At 41.2% G+C, this 24,848-nt stretch carries 26 protein-coding genes and 1 other RNA gene; 19 read left to right on the top strand and 8 right to left on the bottom strand.

All coding sequences use genetic code 11. From position 1 onward, the window contains the following. Positions 1 to 202 precede the first annotated feature (202 nt). Positions 203 to 820: a nitroreductase family protein gene (locus NSQ25_RS09735; RefSeq protein WP_046311503.1), complete on the bottom strand. Its 618-nt coding sequence runs from the start codon at positions 818 to 820 to the stop codon at positions 203 to 205. Between the two features lie 138 nt (positions 821 to 958). On the opposite strand from NSQ25_RS09735, the gene NSQ25_RS09730 reads away from it, so the two are divergent. Further along, positions 959 to 1,291: a winged helix-turn-helix transcriptional regulator gene (locus NSQ25_RS09730; RefSeq protein ID WP_024428324.1), complete on the top strand. Its 333-nt coding sequence runs from the start codon at positions 959 to 961 to the stop codon at positions 1,289 to 1,291. Between the two features lie 75 nt (positions 1,292 to 1,366). Further along, positions 1,367 to 1,585, top strand: coding sequence for a hypothetical protein (locus tag NSQ25_RS09725; protein WP_024422697.1), 219 nt, complete (start codon positions 1,367 to 1,369; stop codon positions 1,583 to 1,585). Positions 1,586 to 1,626: 41 nt separating this feature from the next. Here the strand turns inward: NSQ25_RS09725 and NSQ25_RS09720 are convergent, their stop codons facing one another. Beyond that, positions 1,627 to 2,100, bottom strand: coding sequence for an Hsp20/alpha crystallin family protein (locus NSQ25_RS09720; protein ID WP_034280567.1), 474 nt, complete (start codon positions 2,098 to 2,100; stop codon positions 1,627 to 1,629). 86 nt (positions 2,101 to 2,186) lie between these two features. Here NSQ25_RS09720 and rarD point away from each other — a divergent pair, with 86 nt between their 5' ends. The 4 genes from rarD (at position 2,187) to bshB2 (ending at position 4,489) form a co-directional block, all read left to right on the top strand. Further along, entirely contained in the window at positions 2,187 to 3,098 is a 912-nt protein-coding gene (gene rarD / locus NSQ25_RS09715) for an EamA family transporter RarD (RefSeq protein ID WP_029705997.1), read from the top strand. Positions 3,099 to 3,176: 78 nt separating this feature from the next. Next, positions 3,177 to 3,458 carry a hypothetical protein gene (locus NSQ25_RS09710; RefSeq protein WP_024428326.1) on the top strand — a complete coding sequence of 94 codons (282 nt, stop codon included), beginning with the start codon at positions 3,177 to 3,179 and terminating at the stop codon, positions 3,456 to 3,458. Further along, positions 3,455 to 3,805 carry a YojF family protein gene (locus NSQ25_RS09705; RefSeq protein ID WP_024428327.1) on the top strand — a complete coding sequence of 117 codons (351 nt, stop codon included), beginning with the start codon at positions 3,455 to 3,457 and terminating at the stop codon, positions 3,803 to 3,805. The genes NSQ25_RS09710 and NSQ25_RS09705 overlap by 4 nt, the downstream gene beginning before the upstream one ends. Before the next feature lie 18 nt (positions 3,806 to 3,823). Then, complete coding sequence (gene bshB2 / locus NSQ25_RS09700; protein WP_326136280.1) at positions 3,824 to 4,489, top strand: bacillithiol biosynthesis deacetylase BshB2; 666 nt, start codon at positions 3,824 to 3,826, stop codon at positions 4,487 to 4,489. 45 nt (positions 4,490 to 4,534) lie between these two features. Here the strand turns inward: bshB2 and NSQ25_RS09695 are convergent, their stop codons facing one another. Both NSQ25_RS09695 and NSQ25_RS09690 read right to left on the bottom strand, forming a co-directional pair. Continuing rightward, positions 4,535 to 5,896, bottom strand: coding sequence for an MATE family efflux transporter (locus tag NSQ25_RS09695; RefSeq protein WP_326136281.1), 1,362 nt, complete (start codon positions 5,894 to 5,896; stop codon positions 4,535 to 4,537). Positions 5,897 to 5,955: 59 nt separating this feature from the next. After that, entirely contained in the window at positions 5,956 to 6,081 is a 126-nt protein-coding gene (locus tag NSQ25_RS09690) for a hypothetical protein (RefSeq protein ID WP_008359993.1), read from the bottom strand. 82 nt (positions 6,082 to 6,163) lie between these two features. On the opposite strand from NSQ25_RS09690, the gene cdaS reads away from it, so the two are divergent. The 7 genes from cdaS to odhB all read left to right on the top strand — a co-directional run bounded on the left by cdaS (position 6,164) and on the right by odhB (position 16,397). Continuing rightward, positions 6,164 to 6,790, top strand: a complete 627-nt coding sequence (gene cdaS, locus NSQ25_RS09685; protein WP_326136282.1) for a sporulation-specific diadenylate cyclase CdaS — start codon at positions 6,164 to 6,166, stop codon at positions 6,788 to 6,790. 404 nt (positions 6,791 to 7,194) lie between these two features. Continuing rightward, positions 7,195 to 8,514 (top strand): peptidoglycan endopeptidase, encoded by a 1,320-nt coding sequence (locus NSQ25_RS09680; protein WP_041117706.1) that lies wholly within the window; start codon positions 7,195 to 7,197, stop codon positions 8,512 to 8,514. 78 nt (positions 8,515 to 8,592) lie between these two features. Then, the gene (locus tag NSQ25_RS09675; RefSeq protein WP_034280578.1) at positions 8,593 to 9,171 is read left to right on the top strand and encodes a superoxide dismutase family protein; all 579 of its coding nucleotides are present in this window, start codon (positions 8,593 to 8,595) and stop codon (positions 9,169 to 9,171) included. Between the two features lie 89 nt (positions 9,172 to 9,260). Further along, positions 9,261 to 10,139, top strand: coding sequence for a MoxR family ATPase (locus NSQ25_RS09670; protein WP_034280579.1), 879 nt, complete (start codon positions 9,261 to 9,263; stop codon positions 10,137 to 10,139). A gap of 11 nt (positions 10,140 to 10,150) precedes the next feature. Beyond that, a complete protein-coding gene (locus NSQ25_RS09665; RefSeq protein ID WP_326136283.1) occupies positions 10,151 to 12,067 on the top strand; it encodes a VWA domain-containing protein in 1,917 nt (638 codons plus the stop codon). Positions 12,068 to 12,291: 224 nt separating this feature from the next. Further along, positions 12,292 to 15,126: a 2-oxoglutarate dehydrogenase E1 component gene (gene sucA / locus NSQ25_RS09660; protein WP_326136284.1), complete on the top strand. Its 2,835-nt coding sequence runs from the start codon at positions 12,292 to 12,294 to the stop codon at positions 15,124 to 15,126. Between the two features lie 14 nt (positions 15,127 to 15,140). Continuing rightward, entirely contained in the window at positions 15,141 to 16,397 is a 1,257-nt protein-coding gene (gene odhB, locus NSQ25_RS09655) for a 2-oxoglutarate dehydrogenase complex dihydrolipoyllysine-residue succinyltransferase (protein WP_024422686.1), read from the top strand. 35 nt (positions 16,398 to 16,432) lie between these two features. On the opposite strand, the gene NSQ25_RS09650 is transcribed toward odhB, so the two are convergent. From NSQ25_RS09650 to NSQ25_RS09635, 4 genes are all read right to left on the bottom strand, one after another. Further along, a complete protein-coding gene (locus NSQ25_RS09650) occupies positions 16,433 to 17,383 on the bottom strand; it encodes a bile acid:sodium symporter family protein (RefSeq protein ID WP_326136285.1) in 951 nt (316 codons plus the stop codon). A 149-nt stretch (positions 17,384 to 17,532) separates the two neighbouring features. Next, entirely contained in the window at positions 17,533 to 18,354 is an 822-nt protein-coding gene (locus NSQ25_RS09645) for a superoxide dismutase (protein ID WP_034280588.1), read from the bottom strand. Further along, a complete protein-coding gene (locus NSQ25_RS09640) occupies positions 18,347 to 20,221 on the bottom strand; it encodes a prenyltransferase/squalene oxidase repeat-containing protein (RefSeq protein WP_211043343.1) in 1,875 nt (624 codons plus the stop codon). Before NSQ25_RS09640 ends, NSQ25_RS09645 begins: the two co-directional genes overlap by 8 nt. Positions 20,222 to 20,323: 102 nt before the next feature. Then, complete coding sequence (locus tag NSQ25_RS09635) at positions 20,324 to 21,808, bottom strand: aldehyde dehydrogenase family protein (protein WP_034280593.1); 1,485 nt, start codon at positions 21,806 to 21,808, stop codon at positions 20,324 to 20,326. Between the two features lie 212 nt (positions 21,809 to 22,020). Here NSQ25_RS09635 and NSQ25_RS09630 point away from each other — a divergent pair, with 212 nt between their 5' ends. The 6 genes from NSQ25_RS09630 (at position 22,021) to ssrS (ending at position 24,771) form a co-directional block, all read left to right on the top strand. Next, positions 22,021 to 22,233 carry a DUF6501 family protein gene (locus NSQ25_RS09630; protein ID WP_024422683.1) on the top strand — a complete coding sequence of 71 codons (213 nt, stop codon included), beginning with the start codon at positions 22,021 to 22,023 and terminating at the stop codon, positions 22,231 to 22,233. A 49-nt stretch (positions 22,234 to 22,282) separates the two neighbouring features. Further along, positions 22,283 to 22,420, top strand: a complete 138-nt coding sequence (locus NSQ25_RS09625) for a DUF4025 domain-containing protein (protein ID WP_080701155.1) — start codon at positions 22,283 to 22,285, stop codon at positions 22,418 to 22,420. 279 nt (positions 22,421 to 22,699) lie between these two features. Next, entirely contained in the window at positions 22,700 to 23,038 is a 339-nt protein-coding gene (locus NSQ25_RS09620) for a PH domain-containing protein (RefSeq protein WP_024422682.1), read from the top strand. A 175-nt stretch (positions 23,039 to 23,213) separates the two neighbouring features. Beyond that, the gene (locus NSQ25_RS09615) at positions 23,214 to 23,861 is read left to right on the top strand and encodes an SDR family oxidoreductase (RefSeq protein WP_034280599.1); all 648 of its coding nucleotides are present in this window, start codon (positions 23,214 to 23,216) and stop codon (positions 23,859 to 23,861) included. A gap of 91 nt (positions 23,862 to 23,952) precedes the next feature. Next, positions 23,953 to 24,453, top strand: a complete 501-nt coding sequence (locus NSQ25_RS09610) for a TraR/DksA family transcriptional regulator (protein WP_034280603.1) — start codon at positions 23,953 to 23,955, stop codon at positions 24,451 to 24,453. Between the two features lie 132 nt (positions 24,454 to 24,585). Further along, positions 24,586 to 24,771: non-coding RNA, 6S RNA (gene ssrS / locus NSQ25_RS09605), on the top strand. Positions 24,772 to 24,848: the final 77 nt, after the last annotated feature.

The following is a 24,848-nucleotide window of genomic DNA, read 5'->3' as shown; positions in this document are numbered from 1 at the left end:
TAGCAGTTGTCAGATTAGATCACAAGACCATTTTCAGAAAAAACAATCATTTTGGTGAATATCATACTAATATAACGCTTTCATTCTTCAAAAAGGAGAAAGAGTGAAGATGTAAAGAGGGGGGAGGTGAAAGAAAGTATGTAGAAATAATATTTAAAGCAAATAAAAAAGCCCAGCATAAAGGCTGAGGCTTTTCCAATTTTTAAAGGAAATCAGATACTTCTTCGATGTCGAAACGATTGCTTTTATGAGCTTCTTTCGCTGCTTTACCAACTGAAATCAGCATAACCGGCTCGTAGCGGCCGCTTACATTGAATTCTTTGATGTACGCGTCTTTACTGAAACCACCCATTGCACATGTATCATAGCCCATTGCTTTTGCCGCAATCATTAATTGCATAGCAGCTAATGAAGCATTTGAATACGCTGCTTCGCGTGCATATTGCTCGCTTTGGTATGCGCCATTGATTTGAGTCATCAATGTTTCTTTAATGTCTTCAGTAATGAAGCCTAGTTCTGCCAGTTCACTGTAGATTTTTTCGCCATTTTGGTTAGCTTCAAGGTCACCTAGAACTGCAATAACAGCTGATGCCTGTGATACTTGCTTTTGGTTGTAAGCGATTGGAAGTAATTTTGCTTTTGCTTCAGCACTATGGAAAACAGTGAAATGCCAATGCTGAAGGTTCCAAGCAGATGGTGCTTTTGTTGTGATTTCAAGAAGCTCTGTTAACTCTTCTTTTGTCATTTCATGAGAAGTATCATACTCTTTTACTGAAGCTCTTTGTTTTAAGATATCAATCGTTTTTTGATCGGTCGCCATATGGATATTTCCTCCCGTTTTTGCAAATAATATGGTACAATAACTAAAAAGTGAGAAACTTACTTATTGTAACTAGAGTTATTTTAAATTGTACACCGTTAGTTTGTCAAACAATCATGAAAAGAAAGGCTGAAATTTATGGAATTCCAATTATGTCCACACATTCAGCAAGCTTTTTTACTCCTAGGCAAAAGGTGGAACGGTCTCATTATACATGTATTGCTTGATGGACCAAAGCGTTTTAAAGACCTCACAGACACGATCCCGTCGATCAGTCAAAAAATGCTCGCAGAGCGCTTAAAAGAGCTCGAGCAAGAAGGGATTATAGAGCGGACCGTCCTGCCTGAGACGCCTGTCAAAGTCATTTACAGTTTAACTGAAAAAGGGAATGCGTTACATGATGTGTTTCATGAGGTATCTCGGTGGGCAGGGGAGTATACAGACTCTCACGGGAAAAAGGAGCAAGCCTAGTTTCAGGTTTGCCCAAACATTTTGACTCCTGATGAATATGCTGATGTTAGGCACATGACAAAGGAGGAGAAATGCATGTACCCTCATACTCCGTATTTTCGAGGCGGCGCCCCTGGCATTCCGCCATATGAATCCAGAGTCCCTTTGTTTTTTGGTTTTGGCGCTCCTTTAGTCGGCGGACTGCTTGGCGGATTTCTAGGAAGTGCGATTTTTAATTATCCCCGTCCATATTACCCGCCGCCACCACCGCCTGCTCCACCACCTTATGGCGGCGGATATCCACCATATTATTAAGAAAAAAGAGTAAGCCTGCTTCCGTTCTTAAAGCAGGCTTTTTATAATGGAATATCAATTTCAGAAATTCCTGGATCATCATGCTTTAAAAACATAATTTCCAATATACCATCTTGATACGACGCCTTCGTTCCTTTTCGTTTCACAGCAGCAGGGAGGACGACTTTCTTCTGCGTCCCTTCTTCAGGAAAATGATCAATAAACAGCAGATTGGCTGTATGTTTGATTTTGACTTTTTCTGTGTTCGGACGAGCAATTTCAATTTTGACAAACACATGATCAGTCGTCTCGAACACTTCGACTTCTGGCTCTTTTTCTTTTTCGACATCAGTTTCTCTCGTTTTTTGATTTTGAGAAAGGGGGTCCTGAAATGGGAACTGAGCAGGATAATTGGAGCCGAATACACTTTCCATGACTTGATTGACATACTGCTCAACGTCTTTAGGATCTGAATTCTTTAAAGCTTCTTTTGAGAACTGCTTTTGAAAAGGGAATAATCGGTTCCAGTCGAACATGCGAATCATCCTTTCTAAATGCCCTGAATTAGTATATGCCCATTCGCCTGCGTGCGTGCTATAATATACGTTAGATTTAGAAAGGGATGGTTACATTGAACGAACAGCAATCAAAAGGTGTTCTCTACACGGCAGCATCTTTTACACTCTGGGGTTTATTCCCGTTATATTGGAAGCTGATGGAACATATTTCGTCAGGCGAAATTTTAGCACACAGAATTTTATGGTCATTTGTGTTTATGTGCGGTATTCTTTTGTATTTAAAACAAGTCCGCCCAGCGATGCAGACAGTAAAGGGTCTCATACTGGATGGTAAAGCATTTTTTTCATTACTTTTATCTGCTATTTTAATTTCAGTCAACTGGTATGTCTACATTTGGGCAGTCAATCATGGTCTTATGCTAGAAGCAAGTTTAGGGTATTATATTAATCCGCTTGTATCCGTTCTATTAGGGATTATTTTCTTAAAAGAACGACTAAATAAATGGCAAACCATTGCCATTCTTATTGCCGCATTTGGGGTGATCCTTTCAACAGTTCAATACGGGTCATTTCCTGTCGTTGCTTTCTTATTAGCCCTTAGCTTCGGCTTTTATGGTTTGATCAAAAAAAGGATGAGCTTCACGAGCGCGATTGGTTTGACGATTGAAACGCTGCTTCTCGCACCGGCTGCACTTGTGTACTTATTATTTTTCTTAAAAGAACCTGTGGTGACTATGAATCCTAACAGCTTCGGGTCGCTCGGTCTCTTATTTTTTGCAGGCGTTTTTACAGCCGTACCACTTCTTTTATTCTCAGAAGGCGCAAAAAGAATTCCACTTTATCAAGTGGGCATTTTGCAATACATTGCACCGACAATTACGCTGTTTTTAGGGCTGTTTGTCTATCACGAACACTTATCCGCAGCTAAAATTGTGACGTTCCTTTGTATTTGGGTGGCGATTTTACTGTTTACCACCTCTCAATTACGCATGAAAAAAACAGCGAATTCTCATTAAGCCAAACGAGCAGTTTGCTTTTTTTTGCAGGCGGATCATGTCATAATAAGTTGTTAACAAAACTGTAGAGGTGATCATATGTCGTCAGCTCATGAGCTTGCAGCCGCCTATCAATCTTTATGGAAAAATCGTCAGCTTGATGTTGATGATATGTCTTCTTTACACGAGGCCATATGTGATGATTTACTCGATGCACGAACTCATCCGCGGGCGAGGAAATCCTTACACCAAAAGTATGTGCTTGCTGTGGAGAGAATTTTAGAAAGTGAGCTTAAGCATGATCATCAGCTGCAGCTGATCAGCTTACATACGAAAAAGCTGCGAGAATTAATTCAAAATGAAGGAAGGAACCACTCATGAAACCAATTCAAACGGAAGATGTCACAACACATCTTGAATCGTTTTTAAATCGTCCAGTCTTCGTTCATCTTGAAACGACAACTGGTTCTTATTCAGCTCATGTAAATGAACAAAATATGACGGTTGTGGCGTATATCCGCAACGCGAAAGTCGTCTATTCACAGGCGAAAATAAAAGGACAAGGTCCATACCGTGTTGGAATGAAAACAGAAGATGGCTGGATTTACGCAGAAGGATTAACCGATTATGTGTTTGATGACCAAGGCCGCCTGCTATTAGCTGGACACTTGCCAGACGGCAAACTAGCGATCTCATTACAAATTAGTGAAACACCATTTCAGGTGTAGAAGAAAGGGTGACAAGTCATGAACGAACATGTACTAGTGATGCTGCCTCACCCCGATGACGAATCCTTTGGGGTTGCTGGTCTCATTGCACAAAGCAGAAAACGCGGAATTCCCGTCACATATGCATGCGGGACACTTGGGGAAATGGGCAGAAATATGGGAAGCCCAACATATGCTAACCGTGAAACACTTCCTGAATTAAGAAAACAGGAATTAATCAATGCCTGCAAAGAAATGGATATCACTGACTTACGTATGCTTGGACTTCGTGATAAAACATTGGAATTTGAAGACGACGAGTATTTGGCAGATGTGATGGAAACCATCATTGATGAAGTCAAACCGACACTCATTGTGACGTTTTATCCAGGACAGGGTGTACACCCTGATCATGATGCGACAGGTGAAGCTGTGATTCGTGCTCTATACCGCAAGAAAAAAGAAGACCGTCCTGTCACATACTGCATGGCCATTACGAAAAATAGAGAAGAAGTGCTTGGACATGCGGATATTGTGATTGATATTACAGATGTGGCAGATATCAAATTAAATGCACTGAGAGCGCATAGAACGCAAACAGAGGGCATGCTGAGAGAGCTTGAACAAAAGCTGAAAAACAAAGAACCAGTCGTCCAAAAATGGTTTGATGAAGAAATTTTCTGGACGTACCAATGGAATGATTAAACAAAAAAGCAGCTGATGTATGTCAGCTGCTTTTTTGTGTTGTATTTAGTGATTCGATACATGCCTGAGTTGACGTTTTTGAATCAACTTAAGACGGATAAAGAGGACGATGGCACCTGCGGCAAGCCCGGCAATCAGTCCGATCCAATAACCAAACGCCCCAAAGGAGGTATATGTGCCAATGAGATAACCGGCAGGAAGACCGATGACCCAATAAGAGACAAAAGCAGCAATGAGCGTATAATTCACATCTTTATAGCCGCGCAGAGCCCCTTGAATGGGTGCAGCAATTGCATCTGACAGCTGGAAAAAGATCGCGTAAATCAAAAAGTGCTGTGTCATTTGTAAAACAGCTGATTCAGCTGTATATAAACCAGCGATCTCTGGTCTGAATAGCAAGATGAGGGCGGCCGTACATAATGAGAATAATACCGCCGTTCCAATGCCGATATAGCTGTAGCTTTGCGCGTCTTTATACCTCTTAGCCCCCGCTTCAAACCCAACAACGATCGTTAAAGCCATTGAGATACTAAGCGGTAAAATATAAAGAATAGAAGCAAAGTTCATCGCTGCTTGGTGACTGGCGATAGTAATGGTATCAAAGTGCCCCATTAATAGCGTCACTGCTGCAAAGATACTCGTTTCAAAAAAGATCGCAAACCCGATAGGAAGGCCAATTTTCAGTATTTGCCCTATACGGGAGATATTCATTCGAGGCAGTTTTTGAAACAAACGAAATGAGGCAAATGGTTCTGCTTTAATGACAATACAAATACTCATGATGAAAATCGCCCAATACGTCATTGCAGATGCAAGACCGGCACCCGCACCGCCAAGCTTTGGAAAGCCCAAATTCCCAAAAATAAATACGTAATTTAAAACAAAGTTAATAGGAAGTGCTGTGAGCGTGATGAACATCGTCACACGTGTTTTCCCTAATGCATCAATAAATGACCTTAGCACCGAATAACCAAACAGCGGGAGGATGCCAAAAGCAAGAAGGCTGAGAAAATGCCGGGCAATATCCTCTACAGAGTGCTCGAGTCCAAGTCCTCCTAGTATGTAAGGAACGCTGATCGTACCAATCACAATCACAGCGATACTTAAAAGAAAGGACAAATAGATCGCCTGAAAGACAGCCCGGGGAACATCTTCTTTATGCCCAGCGCCCATCAGCTGAGCCACAATCGGAGTAACGGCCATCAAAATCCCGGCAAGTCCCGTATAAACAGGTGTCCAAATACTAGAACCGATCGCAACACCCGCAAGGTCTTCTGCACTCACTTTTCCAGACATCACCGTATCTAAAAAGGTAATAAGCGAAAGACCTGCTTGGGTAATTAAAATCGGAATCAAAATGGTTAAAAATAGTGTCAGCTTTGCTCGAATGCTATTCGTTTCTCTCATTATAAGTTCCTCTCTGAACAGAAATAACGAGAGGAATTATACCACGCTATGTAAAAAAATCAATTCTCCGTCGGATTATTTTTCTTAGATGGCTTCGTTTTTTTAAACATTTGGGCATAAATAAAAGAAAGACTGACAACACCTAAAATGCTGCAAGCATATTGGATGATTTTCTGAATGGTCATATTAAGCTCACCTCCATACAAATAGAATGTGCACAATTTGCTATTTTATAACAACAAGCGAAAGAAGGAGGGAAAAGGTCAGATGATCCATCGGACGAACGAAGAAGAGATATTTAAAGCCGGGATGAGAACACATTTGATGAACATTATAAAGGATGCAAGTGACATCATTGATTCTCTTGATGAAACAGAGCAGTGTTTACTTTGTGATCTCGAAGCATTGCATGATCAGTTTAATGAAATGCATGCAGAGGCTTCGTCGTTTTATTTACAAGCGTATATGAAAGAATTCACACCAGGATTTGCTCAATTTTCTTTAGCCATTGAGAATTTATCAAAACAAAAGCATGGAGCACTCATTGTGATTCAAAGACGCGATGAGGTTGAGGATTTTATTCAAAAAGGGACAAACCTTCATGCGAAAATTAGTGCTTCCTTAATAGAAAGCATTTTCTATCCGGGAAATCCACTGCATGACGGTGCTCTTTTAGTCAAAGGAAATACACTTGTCTCTGCTGCAAATGTGCTGCCGCTTACATCAAAAAAAGTGAGTCCTTCGCTTGGCACAAGGCACAGGGCAGCGATCGGACTCTCTGGTATGACCGATGCACTTGTTCTTGTCGTGTCAGAAGAAACGGGAAAAATGTCGTTTGCGAAAGAAGGCGTGCTTTACCCGCTTACCGTAAAAGATCCGGAAATAAGAAAATAATAACACGAACGCTGCATTCTTCATTAGGAAGGATGCTTTTTTATTTGCGGAGAAAAATCAGCCAATTAAGTAAAAAGTCATTTGATACAGAAAAATTTGTCATGTAGAATAGAACTATGAAACTAGCAGCGTGCTTGTTTTGACAAATTTCTAAACGTCAACTTAAAAATTCCTTAAAAAATGTTTATAAATACAACAAACAGCCGATAGAAACGATATGGCTTTGTTTTAGCATTTTGAGTTGGCTGCTTTAGCCTATTTGTTATTGCCCAACGTCTTCATGTCGAGTAATATAATAGAAATAAAGATAAAATAGTGCAAGAGAAGCAGAACCATTAAATGCTAAACTTAAAACTAGTACATAAGTCTTATTGAACAAAATCATGAAAGGCGGAGATTCCTCTATGAAGAAAAAAGTAGTAACCGGCCTCACAGTTTCAGCGATCGCTGGCTCAGCTGTGTTTGCTGCACCGGCAGAAGCACAGACGATCAAGGTGAAAAGCGGTGACTCACTTTGGAAGATTGCCGAACAGTACAATACAAGTATTTCGGAGCTTCAATCTCTTAATCAATTAAAAACGACAATGATTTTTGCAGGACAAAGCTTGAAAATTCCTGGTGAAAAAAGCAAGAAATCCAGTTCATCAACAGGGTCAAAAGCAACGAAATCAAGTGCTTCAAAGACTTCCAGCTATACTGTAAAGCTTGGCGATTCTTTATGGCTGATTGCAAAAAATCATAAAATGTCAGTTGCGAGCTTAAAAAGCCTAAACAGCTTAAACAGCGACCTGATTCGTCCTGGTCAAAAGCTAAAGGTATCTGGCAGCACGAAGACGAGCGGAAACCAGTCATCAAATTCAAACTCATCTTCAAATTCCAGTTCAAGCAATAAGACAACGAATTCAAATAGTTCATCATCAAGTACATACAAGGTTAAATTAGGGGATTCACTTTGGAAAATTGCGAATTCGCTAAATATGTCGATTGGTGAAATCAAAACATTGAACGGATTAAAATCTGATATGATTTATCCGAATCAAGTATTGAAAGTAAAAGGGACGGCTGCATCAAAACCAAGTCAGCCGAAACCTACTAAACCAAGCAATTCAAACAGTAACCAGTCTTCTAGCGGGAAAACAACATCTTATACTGTAAAATCAGGTGATTCGTTATGGAAAATTGCGAATCAATTCAAAGTACAGGTTCAATCAATCCGCACAGCCAACAACTTAAAAAGTGATGTGCTTAGAATTGGACAAGTATTAAAAATCAATGGTGCAGCTTCCGGTTCAACTGGATCGAATGGCTCTACGTCTAACGGTTCAACAAAGCCAGTCGACAATAACAAAAATGATGTACCAATGAATGCAAAGATCACGACAATGATTCAAGAGGGGAAAAAGCTGACAGGCGTTCCTTACAGATGGGGCGGTAATACACCAGCAGGATTTGACTGCAGCGGCTTTGTTTACTATCTCATTAACAAAGTTTCATCTGTATCCAGATTAAGCACAGCTGGCTACTGGAATATGATGACGCCTGTAAGCACACCACAAGTTGGAGATTTTGTTTATTTTACAACGTACAAAGCAGGCCCTTCTCATATGGGACTATACCTTGGCGGAGGAGATTTCCTTCATGCAAGTGACAATGGAGTAGGAATTTCGAACTTAAGCAACCCATATTGGAAAAAAGCCTACTTAGGTGCAAAACGTTTCTTCTAAAAAAAGCCGATTTTCGGCTTTTTTTGTTTGCCTGCTGCTGTGATTGTCCATACTGATAACAAAAGGGGGCAGTCATAAATGAAAAAGTCAGTGTGGATGATCATGATATGTTTGATCTTTACCGCATCAGCATGTCATGCACCGCCGAAAAAAGAAACGACCGAAGAAACAAGCGAAGTTTCAGCACCTAAACAAGCACCAGTCACGACGCCACTCATAAACGAAAGCGGGCAAAAAATAGGAAGCATTGAAATAAGAGAGTCCTCAGAAAATGGGCTGGATCTGCATGTGAAAGCGAAAGGGCTGCCACCAGGTCCTCACGGTTTTCATATTCATGAAACAGGAATATGTGAAACGCCAGATTTTGAAACGGCAGGAGCTCACTTTAATCCAACCCATAGAGAGCATGGTTTTGACAATCCAAAGGGGCACCATGCTGGAGATATGCCTAATTTAGAGGTGGGAGCAGATGGACAAATTGATGTTGTCGTGAATGTACCAGATGTGATGTTAAAGGGAGGCCCGAATCAATTAATCGATCAAAATGGGCGAAGCTTTATCATTCATGCAGAAGCAGATGATTACTTAAGTAACCCTTCTGGTAACTCAGGAAAACGTATCGCTTGCGGAGCGATAACAAAAGAAATGGCAAAATAACAGAAGTCTAACCTTTATGTATTGAGTGCATAAAGGTTTTTTTAGTATACTTGGTGAGGAAAATGATCGAAGAGAGGAATTAATCATACATGTTTAACGAACAATCACTCCCAGAAGAAATTCAAGCAATGATTAAAGCAAAAGCAAAAGTGCTGGAAGAAGAATTTCGTCCACTTATTGGAACAGGCGGCTATGAATCACAGGATACTTCTATCATTCAAGATGCCATGATTGCATTAGCACTAGGAAAAAACGTTCTTTTAAAGGGACCGACCGGCTCAGGTAAAACAAAACTAGCAGAAACATTATCCGCTTTCTTTCAGCAGCCGATGCACAGTGTGAACTGCTCGGTTGATCTTGATGCTGAAAGCTTGATTGGCTATAAAACCATCCACAATGATGGTCAGGTGGCTTCGATTGAATTCATTGAAGGACCTGTGACAAAAGCAATGAAAAAAGGCCATCTTTTATATATTGATGAAATCAACATGGCGAAGCCAGAAACACTGCCTATTTTAAATGGTGTACTCGACTACAGAAAAATGATGACAAACCCATTTACAGGTGAGGTTGTTAAAGCAGAAGAAGGCTTTGGGGTCATTGCGGCAATCAATGAAGGATATGTCGGCACAGTGCCTCTAAATGAAGCGTTAAAAAACCGTTTTGTGGTCATTGACGTTCCATATATCGGCGGCGGTATCCTGAAAGATGTACTGCAATCTCAATCTGTTTTAAAGGATGAGCGGTTAATTGATCAATTCGTTCAGCTCTCATCAGACCTTATTACACAAGCTCATAACGGACAGGTGAGTGAAGAAGCAGCATCCATCCGCGCGCTTCTAGATACTTGTGATCTTGCGCAATACATCCCGCCGCTTCGTGCCGTTGAACGAGGCATTGTTGAAAAGCTGGAAGATGACCGGGAAAAAGCAGCGGTAAGAAATATCGCCCAAACATTATTCGAGTGAGGTTCTAACTTTTGAAATTCATCAAATTTAATGACAGCAGAATCGATTCATTTTTATTTATGGAATTAACGGATTTAGCCAAAACGTTAGCAAAAAGTGATGATGTCGAGCTTGAATACGGTGTGCAGTCCTACTATGAACCGTTTGAAAAGAAAATTTTCATCAGTCATTTTTGGGATGATCGTAAACAAGAAGATATGCTAGCAGGGCTGAAAAGTGATGTGTTCCTTCGTGCAGTAGGCACGGTTTATAGTGATCTTACGGTATTTCAGGAGATCATTCGCTTTGCTCATACATTATCCATTCCTGATGTATGTAAACAATTGTTTATGCTGTTTGAAGATATCCGGATTGAAGAGCGGATTAAGCATGACCGCCCAGGAACAAAAAAGGTATTTAAACGAAGAAGAGAGCTGTACCGGCGTCACTTTAAGACACAATTAACGATTAACCAAGAACGAAGTATTTTAACAGATGCACTCTTTTGTGCGATTTATGTGAAGCTGACAGCTGATTCTCCGCTCGAAGAGATTCCGCCTCTTCATGAGCAGATCAACCCGATGATTCCGTTTATTGAGTCAAGTCTTGAACGTGTATATGATGCGGGTTCAACAGCAGACATCGCAGCTATTGTCAAAGAATTGATGGAAGGGTTCGATGAACTGCTTGAAAAGGATATGCTGAATACGTACTTTTTCTTCCCTGAATTGGACTATGAACAAGCGGCAAAAGAACCGCTGTTCCATGACTTAAAAAGAAAACCTACATTAAGTGAGGACATCAAAGTCGACCGAGAAAAAGAAGGCGATGAAGACATTCACCAAGAGTATATGGAAGTGTGGCATCGAGAAACCGAAGCGCCATCCAAAAGCTTCCTTCAATTTGATTTAGAGCACGGCGGTAAAAGTGATCTTGGTAAGGATGCGGCAAGAGAAGGTGATGACGGAGATCAGGCACTCGGAACTGTCCAAGGCTCTGCAAAGCAAACACACCGAAAAGATTATTCAAAGCTTGAAGCGCTGGAAGAGGCTGAAGGTGAAGAAAGCGGATCAGATGGTCATGAGAATGGAAAAGAAAACAAATATGCGTTTCCAGTCATGATTTCACCAGATCCTCCTAAGCCAGAACAAATCGATGCCTACAAGCAGCATGCGAAGGAAATTGAGCCTTATCAGAAACGCTTAAAACAAATGATCCAAAAAACACTTGAACATAAAAAATCATGGCCTAAAACAGACCTTCATGCAGGACGTCTCAGTAAAAAGCTGATTCGCTACTTTACAGAGTCTAACCCGCGTCTTTTCTATAAAAAACAGGCACCGTCTTCTCAGATTGATGCTGTTTTCACCTTATTAGTAGACTGTTCAGCGAGCATGTTTGACAAAATGAATGAGACGAAAAAAGGCATTGTTCTCTTTCATGAAGCGTTAAAATCCGTGCAAGTCCCACATCAAATTGTTGGGTTTTGGGAAGATACAAACGACGCAACAGAAACAAGTCAGCCAAACTACTTCAACACAGTTGTGTCGTTCAAAGATTCTCTATTTGACGCAGGGCCTTCTATTATGTCTCTTGAGCCAGAAGAGGATAACCGGGATGGCTATGCGATCCGCCAAATGACAAAGATGATTTTAAAGCGAAGAGAAGAGCAAAAGTTTCTGATTGTCTTTTCAGACGGAGAGCCAGCTGCGTTCAGCTACGAACAAAATGGGATTGTCGATACACATGAAGCAGTTCTTGAAGCGAGGAAAAAGGGCATTGAGGTGATCAATGTGTTTTTATCCAATTCGCCGATAGAAGAAGCACAGATGAAAACCATTCAAGATATGTATGGCAAGTTCAGCATTTTTGTACCAGATGTCGATACATTGCCAGATGTTTTATATCCATTACTGAAGAAACTGCTGCATAAAAGCATTGGGGCATAAGGTTTTGCCCCTTTCTTCAAATTATTTTTCGGAATGATTTAAATTTTTTGTTTTTCTGTGAATTTTTTATCTTTAATTGAACAAAGAATGTAGAAAGTAATCCAAAACAGTGGTAGAATATTATTGGAAGCGTTTTATTACATAAATTTGGTCATTGTGTTCTGGAAGTTATATCGAGATAGTGTTCAATCACTTGATGATCAAAGTTGGGGGTAGTGTTCAAAATGTTTCAAAATGATGTGAAACAACCGTTGAGTTGGGAAGAATTTCATGGTCCGAACCTCGGCTATGTGCTCGAGCTCTACGATCAGTATGTCCAGGATCCTACTAGTGTTGATGAAGATCTAAGAGGCATATTTGATGAACTTGGTGCACCACCGAGTGAAATGAAGGAGGAAATTGGGAAAAAAGAAAATAGCGTAGTTACTTCTGAACAAATCCAAAAGATAGCATCAGTCGTTAAACTGGCAGAAGACATCAGAACGTATGGCCATTTAAATGCTTCCGTCAATCCTCTTCGCAAAGAAAAGGAATTACAAGAGCTGTTTCCTTTAAAGGAGTACGGTTTAACAGAAGAAGATGTCAAGAATATTCCGATATCTATTATTAGTCCGGATGCACCAAAACACATTTCAAACGGCATAGAAGCCATTAACCATTTGAGAAATACGTATAAACGTACCATTTCATTTGAGTTTGATCACGTGCATGACTTCGAAGAGCGAAACTGGCTCTCAAAATCAATTGAATCTGGTGAACTATTTAAGAAAAAACCAGCAGATAAATTAGTTTCTGTTTTCAAGAGATTAACAGAAGTTGAGCAGTTCGAGCAGTTTCTTCATAAAACATTTGTTGGGCAAAAGCGCTTCTCTATAGAAGGTTTAGACGCACTTGTCCCAGTACTTGATGAAATTATTTCAGAGTCTGTAACACAAGGGACTTCAAATATTAACATTGGAATGGCACACAGAGGCCGTTTAAATGTATTAGCACATGTGTTAGGAAAGCCATATGAGATCATTTTCTCAGAATTCCAGCATGCGCCAAATAAAGAGCTCGTTCCATCAGAAGGCTCTATTGGCATCAGCTACGGATGGACAGGGGATGTTAAGTACCATCTTGGAGCTGACCGTCAAATCAAAGACGAAGATACAAAGAGTGCGAGAGTTACGCTTGCTAATAACCCAAGTCACTTGGAGTTCATTGATCCAATCATTGAAGGAAGCACGCGTGCCGCTCAGGAATCACGTACTCAAAAAGGCTATCCAGTTCAAGACGTTGAAAAAGCGTTAGCCATCTTAATTCATGGGGATGCAGCATTCCCTGGAGAAGGAATTGTGGCAGAAACATTAAATTTAAGCCAACTTGTAGGCTATCAAGTAGGCGGAACCATCCATATTATTGCCAACAATATGATCGGGTTTACAACAGAAAGCAATGAATCCCGCTCGACGAAATATGCAAGTGACCTTGCAAAAGGATTTGAGATTCCTATTGTTCACGTCAATGCAGATGATCCAGAAGCGTGTTTAGCGGCTGTTCAGCTGGCAGTAGAATACCGCAAACGCTTCAAGAAGGATTTCCTTATTGACTTGATCGGTTACCGCAGATACGGTCATAACGAAATGGATGAGCCTTCTACAACTCAGCCAATGCTGTACGATGCGGTCAGAAAGCACAAAACGGTCAAGAATATCTTTGCAGATAAACTTGTCTCAGAAGGTCTTTTGACAAAAGAGCAGCGTGAAGAAATCGAGCAGGCTGTGACGGCAAAAATAGAAGAAGCTTATAAAAAGGTGCCTTCAAAGAAAGAGCATACGATTCAAGAAATCGAACTGCCAGAGCCTGTATCAAACGGCTTCCCAGCAGTGGATACATCAGTAGAATTTGATGTACTCAGAAAGCTGAATGAAGAATTGATCAGCTGGCCGAATGATTTCCAAGTATTTGGTAAGCTGAAGCGGATCCTTGAAAAACGTGCAAAAGTGTTTACAGATGACCGTAAAGTAGAATGGTCACTTGGGGAAGCACTCGCATTTGCATCTATATTAAAAGACGGTACGCCAATTCGAATGACCGGACAGGATTCAGAGCGTGGTACTTTTGCTCAAAGAAACCTTGTTCTTCACGACAGTCAAACGGGAGATGAATTTATTGCTCTTCATGAACTAAGTGATGCGAATGCATCGTTTACAGTTCATAACAGTCCACTGTCAGAAGGCTCAGTCATCGGGTTTGAATATGGTTATAATGTCTATTCTCCTGAAACGTTAGTGATTTGGGAAGCTCAATTCGGAGACTTCGCAAATGCGGCTCAAGTGTATTTCGATCAATTTATCTCAGCTGGCCGTGCAAAATGGGGACAAAAATCAGGTTTAGTCATGCTTCTGCCGCATGGATATGAAGGACAAGGTCCTGAGCATTCAAGTGGAAGAACAGAACGCTTCCTGCAATCAGCTGCTGAGAATAACTGGACAGTTGCGAACCTGACAAGTGCAGCGCAATATTTCCATATTCTTAGAAGACAGGCGAAAATGCTGCTTCGTGAAGAGATTCGTCCGCTTGTCATTATGACACCGAAGAGTCTGCTTCGTAACCCGAACACATTGTCTGAAGTCCAAGAATTAACAGATGGACAGTTCCGTCCAGTTCTTGAACAGCCAGGTCTTGTACATGATCACGAAAAAGTATCGCGTCTCGTGCTATCTAGCGGGAAGGTATCCATTGATATTAGTGATCGTTTTACTCAAATGGAAGAGCCGAAAGATTGGCTTCACGTTGCAAGAGTGGAACAGCTATATCCGTTCCCAGCCAAAGATATTAAAGAAATTTTAACAAAGCTGACAAACTTAGAAGAAATCGTATGGGTGCAAGAAGAACCACAAAATATGGGAGCTTGGGGATACATTGAGCCATATTTACGTGAAATTGCGCCTGAAAAAGTAAAAGTACGTTACATCGGCCGAAGAAGACGTTCAAGTACGGCTGAGGGTGATCCAACTGTGCATAAAAAAGAACAAGAACGAATTGTATCTGATAGCTTGACTCGCAAAAACTAAGGGGGAAATGAAAAATGGCGGAAATTAAAGTACCTGAATTAGCGGAATCAATCTCGGAAGGAACGATTGCTCAATGGCTAAAGCAGCCGGGCGATTATGTGGAGCAGGGGGAGTACCTGCTGGAACTTGAAACAGATAAAGTCAATGTCGAACTGACTGCTGAAGAATCTGGTGTATTAAAAGAAGTACTGAAAGATTCTGGTGACACTGTACAAGTTGGAGAGGTCATCGGAACGATTGCAGCAGGTGAAGCTGGCGGAAGCGAGTCCGCAGCTCCAGCACCTGAGCAAGCTTCTGCACCAGCTTCGAAAGAAGAACCGGCAGCTGCTCAAAAAGAAGAAGCAGTGAAAGAAGAGCCGAAAGCTGGTAATGGCAGAACCATCGCTTCTCCTGCAGCTAGAAAACTAGCGAGAGAGAAGGGATTAGACTTATCTGAGATTCCAACCGTAGATCCGCTGGGCAGGGTACGAAAGCAGGATGTCGCTTCTTATCAAAAGAATGAAGCACCTGCAAGTGCACCAAAAGCCGCGCCAAAAGCAAATGCTGCGGTGCAAACTGAACAACCAGGAAAGCCTATTGAACGTGAAAGAATGTCACGCCGCAGACAAACAATTGCAAAACGTTTAGTTGAAGTTCAACAAACGGCTGCGATGCTGACGACATTTAATGAAGTCGATATGACAGCTGTGATGGATTTAAGAAAGCGTCGTAAAGATGCCTTCCTAGAACAAAATGATGTCAAGCTTGGCTTCATGTCCTTCTTTACAAAAGCAGTTGTAGCAGCACTGAAGAAGTATCCGCTGCTTAACGCAGAAATTCAAGGTGATGAGCTTGTCTTGAAGAAATTCTATGACATCGGCATCGCTGTTGCTGCAAACGAAGGACTTGTCGTACCGGTTGTCCGTGATGCAGACAGATTGTCATTTGCGGGAATTGAAAAAGAAATTGGTCATCTTGCGAAAAAAGCAAGAGATAACAAATTGTCTCTTAATGAGTTACAAGGTGGATCATTCACGATCACAAACGGCGGAACATTTGGTTCTCTGCTATCAACTCCGATTTTAAACAGCCCGCAAGTTGGAATTTTAGGGATGCATAAAATTCAGCTTCGTCCGGTGGCGATTGATGAAGAACGTTTTGAGAACCGTCCGATGATGTATTTAGCTCTTTCTTATGACCACCGTATTGTCGATGGTAAAGAAGCAGTTGGATTCCTCGTTACGATTAAAAATCTGCTTGAAGATCCTGAGCAGCTATTACTTGAAGGATAATCTTCAATTATAAAAAGCTAGCACCTGTTAAGGTGCTAGCTTTTTTTCTTTTCACTGTCATGTTGTCCTCGTTTTGACCAATACGTCGCAAGCCAGGAACCAGATAAATTATGCCACACACTAAAAATCGCACTTGGTACGGCTGCGAGCGGTGAGAAGTGTGCTGTTGCTAGCGCTGCACCGAGCCCGGAGTTTTGCATGCCTACTTCGATCGAGATCGCTCTACGAGAAGGGATATCCATTCTGCACCACTTTGCGATCAGGTAACCAAATAAGAGACCAAGTCCATTATGTAATATAACAACGGCAAATATCAGTAATCCAGATTGAAGAATCTGCTCTTTATTTGCACTGACAACCGCTGCAATGATCAACACAATTCCAGCAACAGATACAAGCGGCAATGCTTGAACTGCATAGTTTACTTGTTTTTTGAAAAATACCTTAACGATAACACCTAGGATAATAGGAATTAGCACAACTTGGACAATCGACAAAAATAATGTCTCCGGTGATACAGGTAACCATGATCTTGCAAAAATATAGATAAAGAGAGGCGTTAAAAAGGGAGCAAGAAGGGTCGATATAGTTGTGACCGCTACGGATAATGCCATATTGCCTTTTGCCAAGAAGGTCATGACATTGGATGCTGTACCGCCCGGGCAGCAGCCCACAAGAATAACGCCTACAGCAATTTCAGACGGCAGCCGTAATCCGTAAGCTAATAGAAAGGCGATCAGCGGCATGAGTGTGTACTGCGCCAAAACCCCGATTAACACATAGAGAGGTTTACGAAAAAGCTCCTTAAAATCTTCACCAGATAACGTAAGCCCCATCCCAAACATAATGACACCTAATAAAAAAGGGATATACGGTCCAATCTGAGAAAATACGTCAGGAAAAGTAAATCCAAGACATGCAAAGATAATGACCCAGATTGCAAAGGTTCTTCCTGCAAATTGACTAATGGTTAAAAGAATGTTCATTCATTGCTTCATCTCACTTTCCTCACATATCTTTCCTATTTTAAACGAATTTTCTGAAAAAACAACCCATTCTTTATAAAGGTGTTAATAATAAAATTATGTAAACTAAAAATACCCCATATAAGCATTAGCCTATATGGAGCATCGTTTTAAAAAGGGGTCCATCTCACTTGTTGTGCCTGCTTAAGCCTAGCTTCTGGCTCACGCCAGTCGACTACACTCCACCAACGATCTACGTATTTCGCTTTTTCATTCAGATATTGAAGGTAGTAGGCGTGCTCCCATACATCAAGGGCTAGAAGGGGGATCACGTCCCATTGTGACAAAAATTGATGGCGTTCTGCTTGTAAAATCTCTAATCGCTGAGATCTGGGCGCCCATACGAGAATGGCCCAGCCAACACCCTCTACTTGTTTGGCCGCTGCTGAAAATTGAGATTTAAATGCATCATAGCTGTCAAACGATTGTTCAATGAGACGAAGCATTTGTCCAGTGGGCTTTCGTTTTCCTGAAGGACTCATGGAAAACCAAAAAATACAATGTAAATAGTGCCCCGCACCATTGAAGGCAAGCTCCCGTTCCCAATGCTTAATCATTTTAAAATCATTGGTTCTTCTTGCATTTTTTAATGCAAGCTCAGCTTGGTTCAAACCATCTACATATGATTGATGATGCTTCTGGTGATGCAAATACATAATTTCTTTTGATATAAACGGTTCTAGTGCATCATACCGGTAAGGGAGAGGAGGTAACTTGTGACTTCCAGCTGCTACCTCTCGCATGTCTTCTTGTGGGTTCATGTCCTCAGCAATACGTTCTGCCAGTTCGTACCACTCTTGTTCACTGGAATGTTCATCATCCATTGAGAACCATAAATGGTCTACTTTCTGACGGATGTTGTCATCTTGAATCGCGGGTTGAATGGAGCTAAGCCACTCTTTGAGCTGCAAACGGTACTCTTCCTTATTCATTCTTACGCCTCATTTCTTCTAAAAATGTGGAACAAGCCATCATCGGAAAGACAAATGGGTAGCTATGATAAGTGATGTAAAATTGTTTTGGCAGGCCAATGCCTACTGGATAGTGCAAGGCTTCATTCGTGTGCTGATGATGGATCAAAAATGAGATGGCTTTTAAAATCGTTTTGTCATCGGGCTTCTCATATTGTAAAAGTGCCTCTGCTGCCCAAGCCGTCTGAACCACTGTGCCAAACGGGAGGGGGACATATGTTTTTACCTCTGCACTTTTACATGATTCTCCGAAGCTGCCATCTTCTCGTTGAATCTGCTTTAAAAATCGGCATGCTTTTTGGACAGCAGGATGGGTGGAGGGGATGCCGGCAGCTTTTAGACCTGTTAATGCTGCCCACGTTCCATAAATATAGCAAACACCCCATCTGCCAAACCATGATCCATTTTTCTCTTGATGATTTAGGAGCCATTTGACACATTGGTCTTTTTGCCTGTGAACAGGCGGTGACATGTTTTTCTCTTCAAGACCCATGAGATGAAGCACGCGGCCTGTAATATCAGGAGTCGATGGATCAATTGCTGCATCCTCCGCAGATTCAAGCGGCAGATGTCGAAGCAGGAAGTGATCTTGATTTTTTTCAAAAGCGGAGAATCCGCCATCACGGTTTTGCATGGAAAGAAGCCAATTGAATCCTCGCTTCCACTGAACTGGTGCGTATGTTTTCGGAATGGCTTTTAAGACAATTTGCGTATCATCACAATCAGGGTTATTCGTATTGATATCTGAAAAACCAAAGCCTCCCGGAGCAGCATGCCGGTTATGAATCGCCCAATCTGTTTTCTTCATTTGCTGCCGGTTCAGTAAGTATGAGAAAGATTTTGTGATGACTGGGTCTTCTTGTTTTTTGCCAGCTTTTTGAGAAGCATAACTGACAAGCGCTGTATCCCAAACTGTGGATGTGGAATTTTCTGCATACATTCTGCCCTGACAGTCAGTAACTAGCTTTTTCATGCCTTTGACTGCTTTTAAAATGAGATGATGTCCTGGGGAGTACCCAAGACTCATAAGTGCGTAGACCATAAAAATACTTGCACTTAAATAGCTGTACAGTGTGCCATCTTTTTCGAGGCGGTCAAACATATATCGCTTTGCTGCTTCATATCCGAAAAAGTCCAGCCGGCTGTCGAGTGCTGTATACGATCGCATGTAAGTCAGAAAGTGATGAGTGGAACGTTCTTCTCTTGCCATAAACCAGTCAAATGGATTCTTAGACATGTTTGCATCAAGGTGTGCTAGGCTTGGAAATTTCTCATGAGAAGTATATCGTTTGTTGAGTGCAATCATCATTGGTACAAAGTGAATTCTTGCATATGCACTAAGATGATAGAAGTGAAGCGGAAAGTATGTAGGGATGAGTAAAAAGGAAAGTGGTGCATAGAAGTACGGCCAAGGGTGCATGCCGTTGACGGCGAGCATCCACTTTGTCATAAAGTGAACGTTCTTTAATCCGCCATTTGATCGAATATATTGCGCTGCTTTTTCCATATGAGGCTCATCTTGTTGAAACCTGCCTGAAACGAGCATTCCGCAATAGCCCTGCACAGTGGCTGTTACATGTCCCGTTTGATCATGATACAAAGAAAAAGACCCATCCTCATTTTGCTTTTCGCGTATCGCTTCTGCTAATTGATCAACGAAAGCCTGATCCGTATCGCCGACAGCCTTTAACAGCATAATCAAAAAAGCATTTGTCATCATTGGACCTTCAAAGCAGAAAACAAAGGCGCCATCTTCTCGTTGTCTTCGCTGCATCTCTATGTGCAATTCTTCGATAAATTCGTTTACTTTTAATTTAAAATCTTGCATATGCGGCCATGCTCCTTTCCTTTCATACTATATTCAGGAGCCGGCCTGTCACATGCAAACACAAAAAAGCCGATGACACGGTCACCGGCTTTTTTTACGTCATTAGTCTTGGAGATTAATCCATACACTTTTGACTTCTGTATAGTTGTTAAGGGCATATGATCCCATTTCTCTGCCAAGACCTGATTGCTTATATCCTCCAAACGGGGAGGCGGCATCAAAGACATTATAGCAGTTGACCCAAATCGTTCCTGCTTCAAGACGTGCAGCGATATCATGGGCATGCTTTAAGTTTTCTGTCCAAAGTCCTGCTGCTAATCCATATTCAGACTGGTTGGCACGTTCGACCACTTCATCAATGGAATCGTAAGGAATGGCAGATAAGACAGGTCCAAAGATTTCCTCTTTAGCAATGGTCATTTCATCTTCTACATCTTTAAAAATAGTAGGGGAGACGAAATAGCCAGCCTCATAAGGGCAATCGCCCCCGACAACGGCTGTTGCCCCTTCGGATTTACCTTTTTCAATATAGCCTAACACGCGTTCGTGCTGTTCTTTACTTACAAGAGGTCCAATTTGCGTATCTTGATGAAGACCAGCGCCTTGCTTGAGGGATCCTGCATATTTGGCCATTTGATCGACCACTTCATCATATTGGCTCCGATGAACAAAGACTCTGGAACCCGCGCAGCATACTTGGCCTTGGTTAAACATGACGCCATTTAAAGCACCTGGAATGGCTTTCTTTAAATCGGCATCAGGTAAAATAATATTCGGTGATTTTCCGCCAAGCTCTAATGTGACCCTCTTAATGGTTTTAGCCGCTTTCTCCATAATTAATTTCCCAACACTTGTTGACCCTGTGAAGGCCAGCTTGTTCACGTCAGGATGATCAGTTAAGGCTTCTCCGGCTGTTTCGCCAAATCCAGGAACGATGTTAATCACGCCTTCTGGGAAGCCGGCTTTGTCCACTAATTCTGCTAAGTAAAGAGCAGAGAGTGGAGTTTGTTCGGCTGGCTTTAAAACGATGGTGCACCCTGTTGCAAGTGCGGCGCCCATTTTCCACATAGCCATGAGCAGAGGGAAGTTCCATGGGATGATTTGTCCTACAACACCAACCGGCTCATGTCGGGTATAATTAAAATATCCTTGACTGACAGGAAGGGTTTGTCCATTCATTTTTGTCGTCCAGCCAGCATAATAGCGCATGTGCTCTATAGCGAGGGGGATATCTGCATTTGTTGTTTCATTAATTGGTTTTCCGTTATCTAAAGTTTCTAGCTGTGCAAGCTCTTCCTGATTTTCTTCCATTAAATCAGCAAGCTTGAACATGAGGCGGGCGCGTTCAGCGGCAGACATGGAGCGCCAAGGACCATGAAAGGCTTTTTTTGCAGCTTTTACTGCCTCATCAATATCTTTTGCACCTGCTTCATAAACATCAATAAGGGTTTCGCCTGTGGCTGGGTTAGGAGTAGCAAAGGTTTTGTTATCGTGACTTGTGACAAACTGACCATTAATGTAGAGTTTTTTCGTCCCTTGGAGAAAAGATTCGAGTTTTGAACTAATTTGAAGTGTTGTAGAGCTCATAAATAAACAAACCTCCTTAAAGATATGGATTGTTTTCTGCGAGTTCTAGGTGGGAAAAGCGGACATGCAACGAAACTTTATACGCACAAAGATGTAAACGTATACAATAATCATATTACACGACATGTTTGAAAGCAATCCATAACACTCATTGCATTTCGCGAAAATTTGGCTACAATAAATGTATAGATGAAAAAAGGAGTTTTTAAATCATGATCCATCAAAACTGGCAAACGGCTCAAACGTTAAAACAAGTAAAATGTGTACATACAAATGCGAAAAAATATATGGTCGATCGGGCATTAACGGTTGGAAGCACATATGAAGTGAAAAATGAAACAGAAGAATTTCTGTTTGTCGTTGACAACACGGGTAAAGTAGGCGGGTATTACAAGGAGTATTTCGAAGATATTTCAGCTGAATGATTTTGAGGACCATCACTCATACTAAGAAAAACAGTAAAGGGTGATGATGATGAAAAAGCAGCAAAATGACGAGCAGAAAAGTCAACATGCTTGGCATGAACATGAGGACGCTGATATGGCGATTACGCTTGAACAGATTTCCGATGTGTATGCCGAGGGAACCATTGATACACCAAAAGATGAATAGTCATTTAAAAACAGTGATTTGCATAATCACTGTTTTTTTTATTGGAATGAAGCAGCATTTTTTCTCGAAAAGAACTGAAACTTTTTTCCTGCTTTAACAGTCTAAATAAGTAGAGGAAAGAGCATCGGATCAAAAAGAAAAAGTTAAATGAAATTTAATCTATTCGTAATGGAATAACGACCATTTATAGCGTATTCTATAAGTGAGAATAAAACGTACCCACAGAGCCGTGTGGCCGTTTTGTCATAAAGGAATTTGATGCAGGAAGAGGGGGTTTACGTGGGTATTTTTTCTGTCAGTAAACAAAATGATAAGAAATTCGAATCCTTATTGATTGAAGGGGAAAGAATTGAGGCTGTTTACAGACTGCGTCACGACCAAATTTGCTTTACCAATAAACGACTGATCTTTGGCGATAACCGCGTATTTTCTAAGAAGAAAGTCAGGGTCTCCTTGCCGTATCGATCAATTGAAAGTTTTGCCATACAAGAAGCTGGCGTGTTTGATCAGGACACAGGTATGCTGCTTGTCACAAGCTCAAAAGTATTTGAACTCGACTTTTCTAAAGAGACGGATTTGAGTGATGTGCAAGCCATTTTGACAAAACATCTTTGCTGATCAATCTTGCGATTACATAGATCATATGCACTTTTCTCATTCTTCGTTCTTATTTTTATAGATCGCACATTGCTAAGTCCTTCCCATCTGATGGGAAGGGCTTTTTTCTGCTTAAGTGTTTGAATGATAGCAAAAAAGGATAAAGATGAAACAGATACAGAAAGGAGAATGAACAATGAAAGTGTTAGTTGCAGGAGCAAATGGACATACAGGCAGACTTGTCGTTCGTTATTTAAAAGAAAAAGGACATGAGCCGCTTGCTCTCATTCGAGATGAAAAACAAGCTGATGCACTAAAGGAACTTGGGGCAGCACCTGTCATCGGTGATCTTGAAAAAGATGTGACAGATGCTGTAAAACAAGCAGACGCTGTCATCTTTGCAGCTGGTTCAGGCTCAAAAACAGGTGCAGATAAGACCATTGCGGTCGATCAAGAAGGGGCAAAACGCCTCGTTGATACAGCGAAAAAAGAAAACATCCAGCATTTTGTTATGCTTAGTGCCTATAATGCAGATGATCCGAACCAAGGAAAAGGGCAAGGAAGTATGGAAACTTATTATGAAGCAAAAAGAAAAGCCGATGAGCACTTAAGACAGTCTGGTCTTTCCTATACGATTGTCCGCCCAGGTGCCTTGCTGCATGAGGAGAAGACAGGAAAGATCGAAGCTGCCGAACATATTCCAGATAATCAAAACATCGAGATTTCAAGAGAGGACGTAGCCATTGTTCTTGTGGAGAGCTTAACAGAATCCAATGTGAAAAATAAGTCCTTCGACTTGATGAAAGGCGAAAAATCAGTAGAAGAAGCACTTCGTCATCTGTAAGAAAAGAAAGCTGCTGCCAAAGAGGCGGCGGCTTTTTTGATGTTTTCTTTTCCCTTTCAGCGGGAAGGTAATGAGAAAGGAGTGATTGACCGTGGGCTTAACGAAAGAACAACAAGCTGATTTATACGAAAGATTGATTCAATTAAAAGAAGATGTGAAGGGATCAAAAAAGAAAGAAGAATCGATGCTCGTTGAATCGAGTGAGATTTCAAATGGTGTTGGGAATCATATCGCTGATCATGGGAGCATCTATTTAGACCGTATGACAGAACAAACGCTGGATCAGGTCGATGATCAGCTTGAAGGTGAAATCGATGCAGCACTGAAACGAATGGAAGACGGAACATATGGGATATGTGAGAAAACGGGGAAAGAGATTCCATACGAGCGTTTAAAAGCAGTTCCATATACACGTTATTCAATCGATGCAAAGAAAAATGAAGAAACCACTCAAGATCCAAACGAATTTGACCGTTCATTCTCCGATCAAATGCGCGATTTAACAAATAGAGAAACAATGGATCAGATGCATTCAGATACGTATGAAAGATTAGAGGAAGAGCAAGATGTTGATGTAGATGAGGAAAAATAGGATCATAAGCGAAGGTTAAATTTTTTCAGAATAATTTTTTCTTATGTACACATGAACAAATAACTTGTATACATGAGTATTTCATAGAAAAAAGATCTCTTGAAATTTAATAAACTTTCGTGTAATATAGTTTAAAGGCTGCGATGCGCGTAATGTTAATTAAGTTTTAACCTTTAAGCTGTAATAGGGAGTTTTATATTGAAGCCGGAATGTCATGCCTCCTTAGCGAGGAAGACAGGAACGTTTCTGCAAACACCCACTTTGAGGAGTGGTGGTTTAAAACTTTCTTACTTAGATTACGGCATCCGCAGCTTTTCCTAGGATGATTCAAGCCATTTTCCATTGCGGAAAATGGCTTTTTATTTTGTGAAAAAACGAAATTGCACAGTCGGCCG

This window comes from Bacillus sp. FSL R5-0512, from assembly GCF_038593295.1.
In the GTDB taxonomy this organism is placed as follows: domain Bacteria; phylum Bacillota; class Bacilli; order Bacillales; family Bacillaceae; genus Bacillus; species Bacillus safensis.
Note: the sequence above shows the minus strand (reverse complement) of the source record. Positions and strands in the feature narration are given on the sequence as shown.

What these genes read in the sequence shown, in the direction of transcription:
- NSQ25_RS09735 (WP_046311503.1), bottom strand. Translation starts at nt 820, where the DNA reads ATGGCGACCGATCAAAAAACGATTGATATCTTAAAACAAAGAGCTTCA.
- NSQ25_RS09730 (WP_024428324.1), top strand. Translation starts at nt 959, where the DNA reads ATGGAATTCCAATTATGTCCACACATTCAGCAAGCTTTTTTACTCCTA.
- NSQ25_RS09615 (WP_034280599.1), top strand. Translation starts at nt 23,214, where the DNA reads ATGAAAGTGTTAGTTGCAGGAGCAAATGGACATACAGGCAGACTTGTC.
- odhB (WP_024422686.1), top strand. Translation starts at nt 15,141, where the DNA reads ATGGCGGAAATTAAAGTACCTGAATTAGCGGAATCAATCTCGGAAGGA.
- NSQ25_RS09670 (WP_034280579.1), top strand. Translation starts at nt 9,261, where the DNA reads ATGTTTAACGAACAATCACTCCCAGAAGAAATTCAAGCAATGATTAAA.
- sucA (WP_326136284.1), top strand. Translation starts at nt 12,292, where the DNA reads ATGTTTCAAAATGATGTGAAACAACCGTTGAGTTGGGAAGAATTTCAT.
- NSQ25_RS09630 (WP_024422683.1), top strand. Translation starts at nt 22,021, where the DNA reads ATGATCCATCAAAACTGGCAAACGGCTCAAACGTTAAAACAAGTAAAA.
- NSQ25_RS09710 (WP_024428326.1), top strand. Translation starts at nt 3,177, where the DNA reads ATGTCGTCAGCTCATGAGCTTGCAGCCGCCTATCAATCTTTATGGAAA.
- cdaS (WP_326136282.1), top strand. Translation starts at nt 6,164, where the DNA reads ATGATCCATCGGACGAACGAAGAAGAGATATTTAAAGCCGGGATGAGA.
- NSQ25_RS09645 (WP_034280588.1), bottom strand. Translation starts at nt 18,354, where the DNA reads ATGAATAAGGAAGAGTACCGTTTGCAGCTCAAAGAGTGGCTTAGCTCC.
- NSQ25_RS09720 (WP_034280567.1), bottom strand. Translation starts at nt 2,100, where the DNA reads ATGTTCGACTGGAACCGATTATTCCCTTTTCAAAAGCAGTTCTCAAAA.
- NSQ25_RS09725 (WP_024422697.1), top strand. Translation starts at nt 1,367, where the DNA reads ATGTACCCTCATACTCCGTATTTTCGAGGCGGCGCCCCTGGCATTCCG.
- bshB2 (WP_326136280.1), top strand. Translation starts at nt 3,824, where the DNA reads ATGAACGAACATGTACTAGTGATGCTGCCTCACCCCGATGACGAATCC.
- NSQ25_RS09635 (WP_034280593.1), bottom strand. Translation starts at nt 21,808, where the DNA reads ATGAGCTCTACAACACTTCAAATTAGTTCAAAACTCGAATCTTTTCTC.
- rarD (WP_029705997.1), top strand. Translation starts at nt 2,187, where the DNA reads ATGGTTACATTGAACGAACAGCAATCAAAAGGTGTTCTCTACACGGCA.
- NSQ25_RS09675 (WP_034280578.1), top strand. Translation starts at nt 8,593, where the DNA reads ATGAAAAAGTCAGTGTGGATGATCATGATATGTTTGATCTTTACCGCA.
- NSQ25_RS09680 (WP_041117706.1), top strand. Translation starts at nt 7,195, where the DNA reads ATGAAGAAAAAAGTAGTAACCGGCCTCACAGTTTCAGCGATCGCTGGC.
- NSQ25_RS09695 (WP_326136281.1), bottom strand. Translation starts at nt 5,896, where the DNA reads ATGAGAGAAACGAATAGCATTCGAGCAAAGCTGACACTATTTTTAACC.
- NSQ25_RS09640 (WP_211043343.1), bottom strand. Translation starts at nt 20,221, where the DNA reads ATGCAAGATTTTAAATTAAAAGTAAACGAATTTATCGAAGAATTGCAC.
- NSQ25_RS09690 (WP_008359993.1), bottom strand. Translation starts at nt 6,081, where the DNA reads ATGACCATTCAGAAAATCATCCAATATGCTTGCAGCATTTTAGGTGTT.
- NSQ25_RS09650 (WP_326136285.1), bottom strand. Translation starts at nt 17,383, where the DNA reads ATGAACATTCTTTTAACCATTAGTCAATTTGCAGGAAGAACCTTTGCA.
- NSQ25_RS09705 (WP_024428327.1), top strand. Translation starts at nt 3,455, where the DNA reads ATGAAACCAATTCAAACGGAAGATGTCACAACACATCTTGAATCGTTT.
- NSQ25_RS09625 (WP_080701155.1), top strand. Translation starts at nt 22,283, where the DNA reads ATGAAAAAGCAGCAAAATGACGAGCAGAAAAGTCAACATGCTTGGCAT.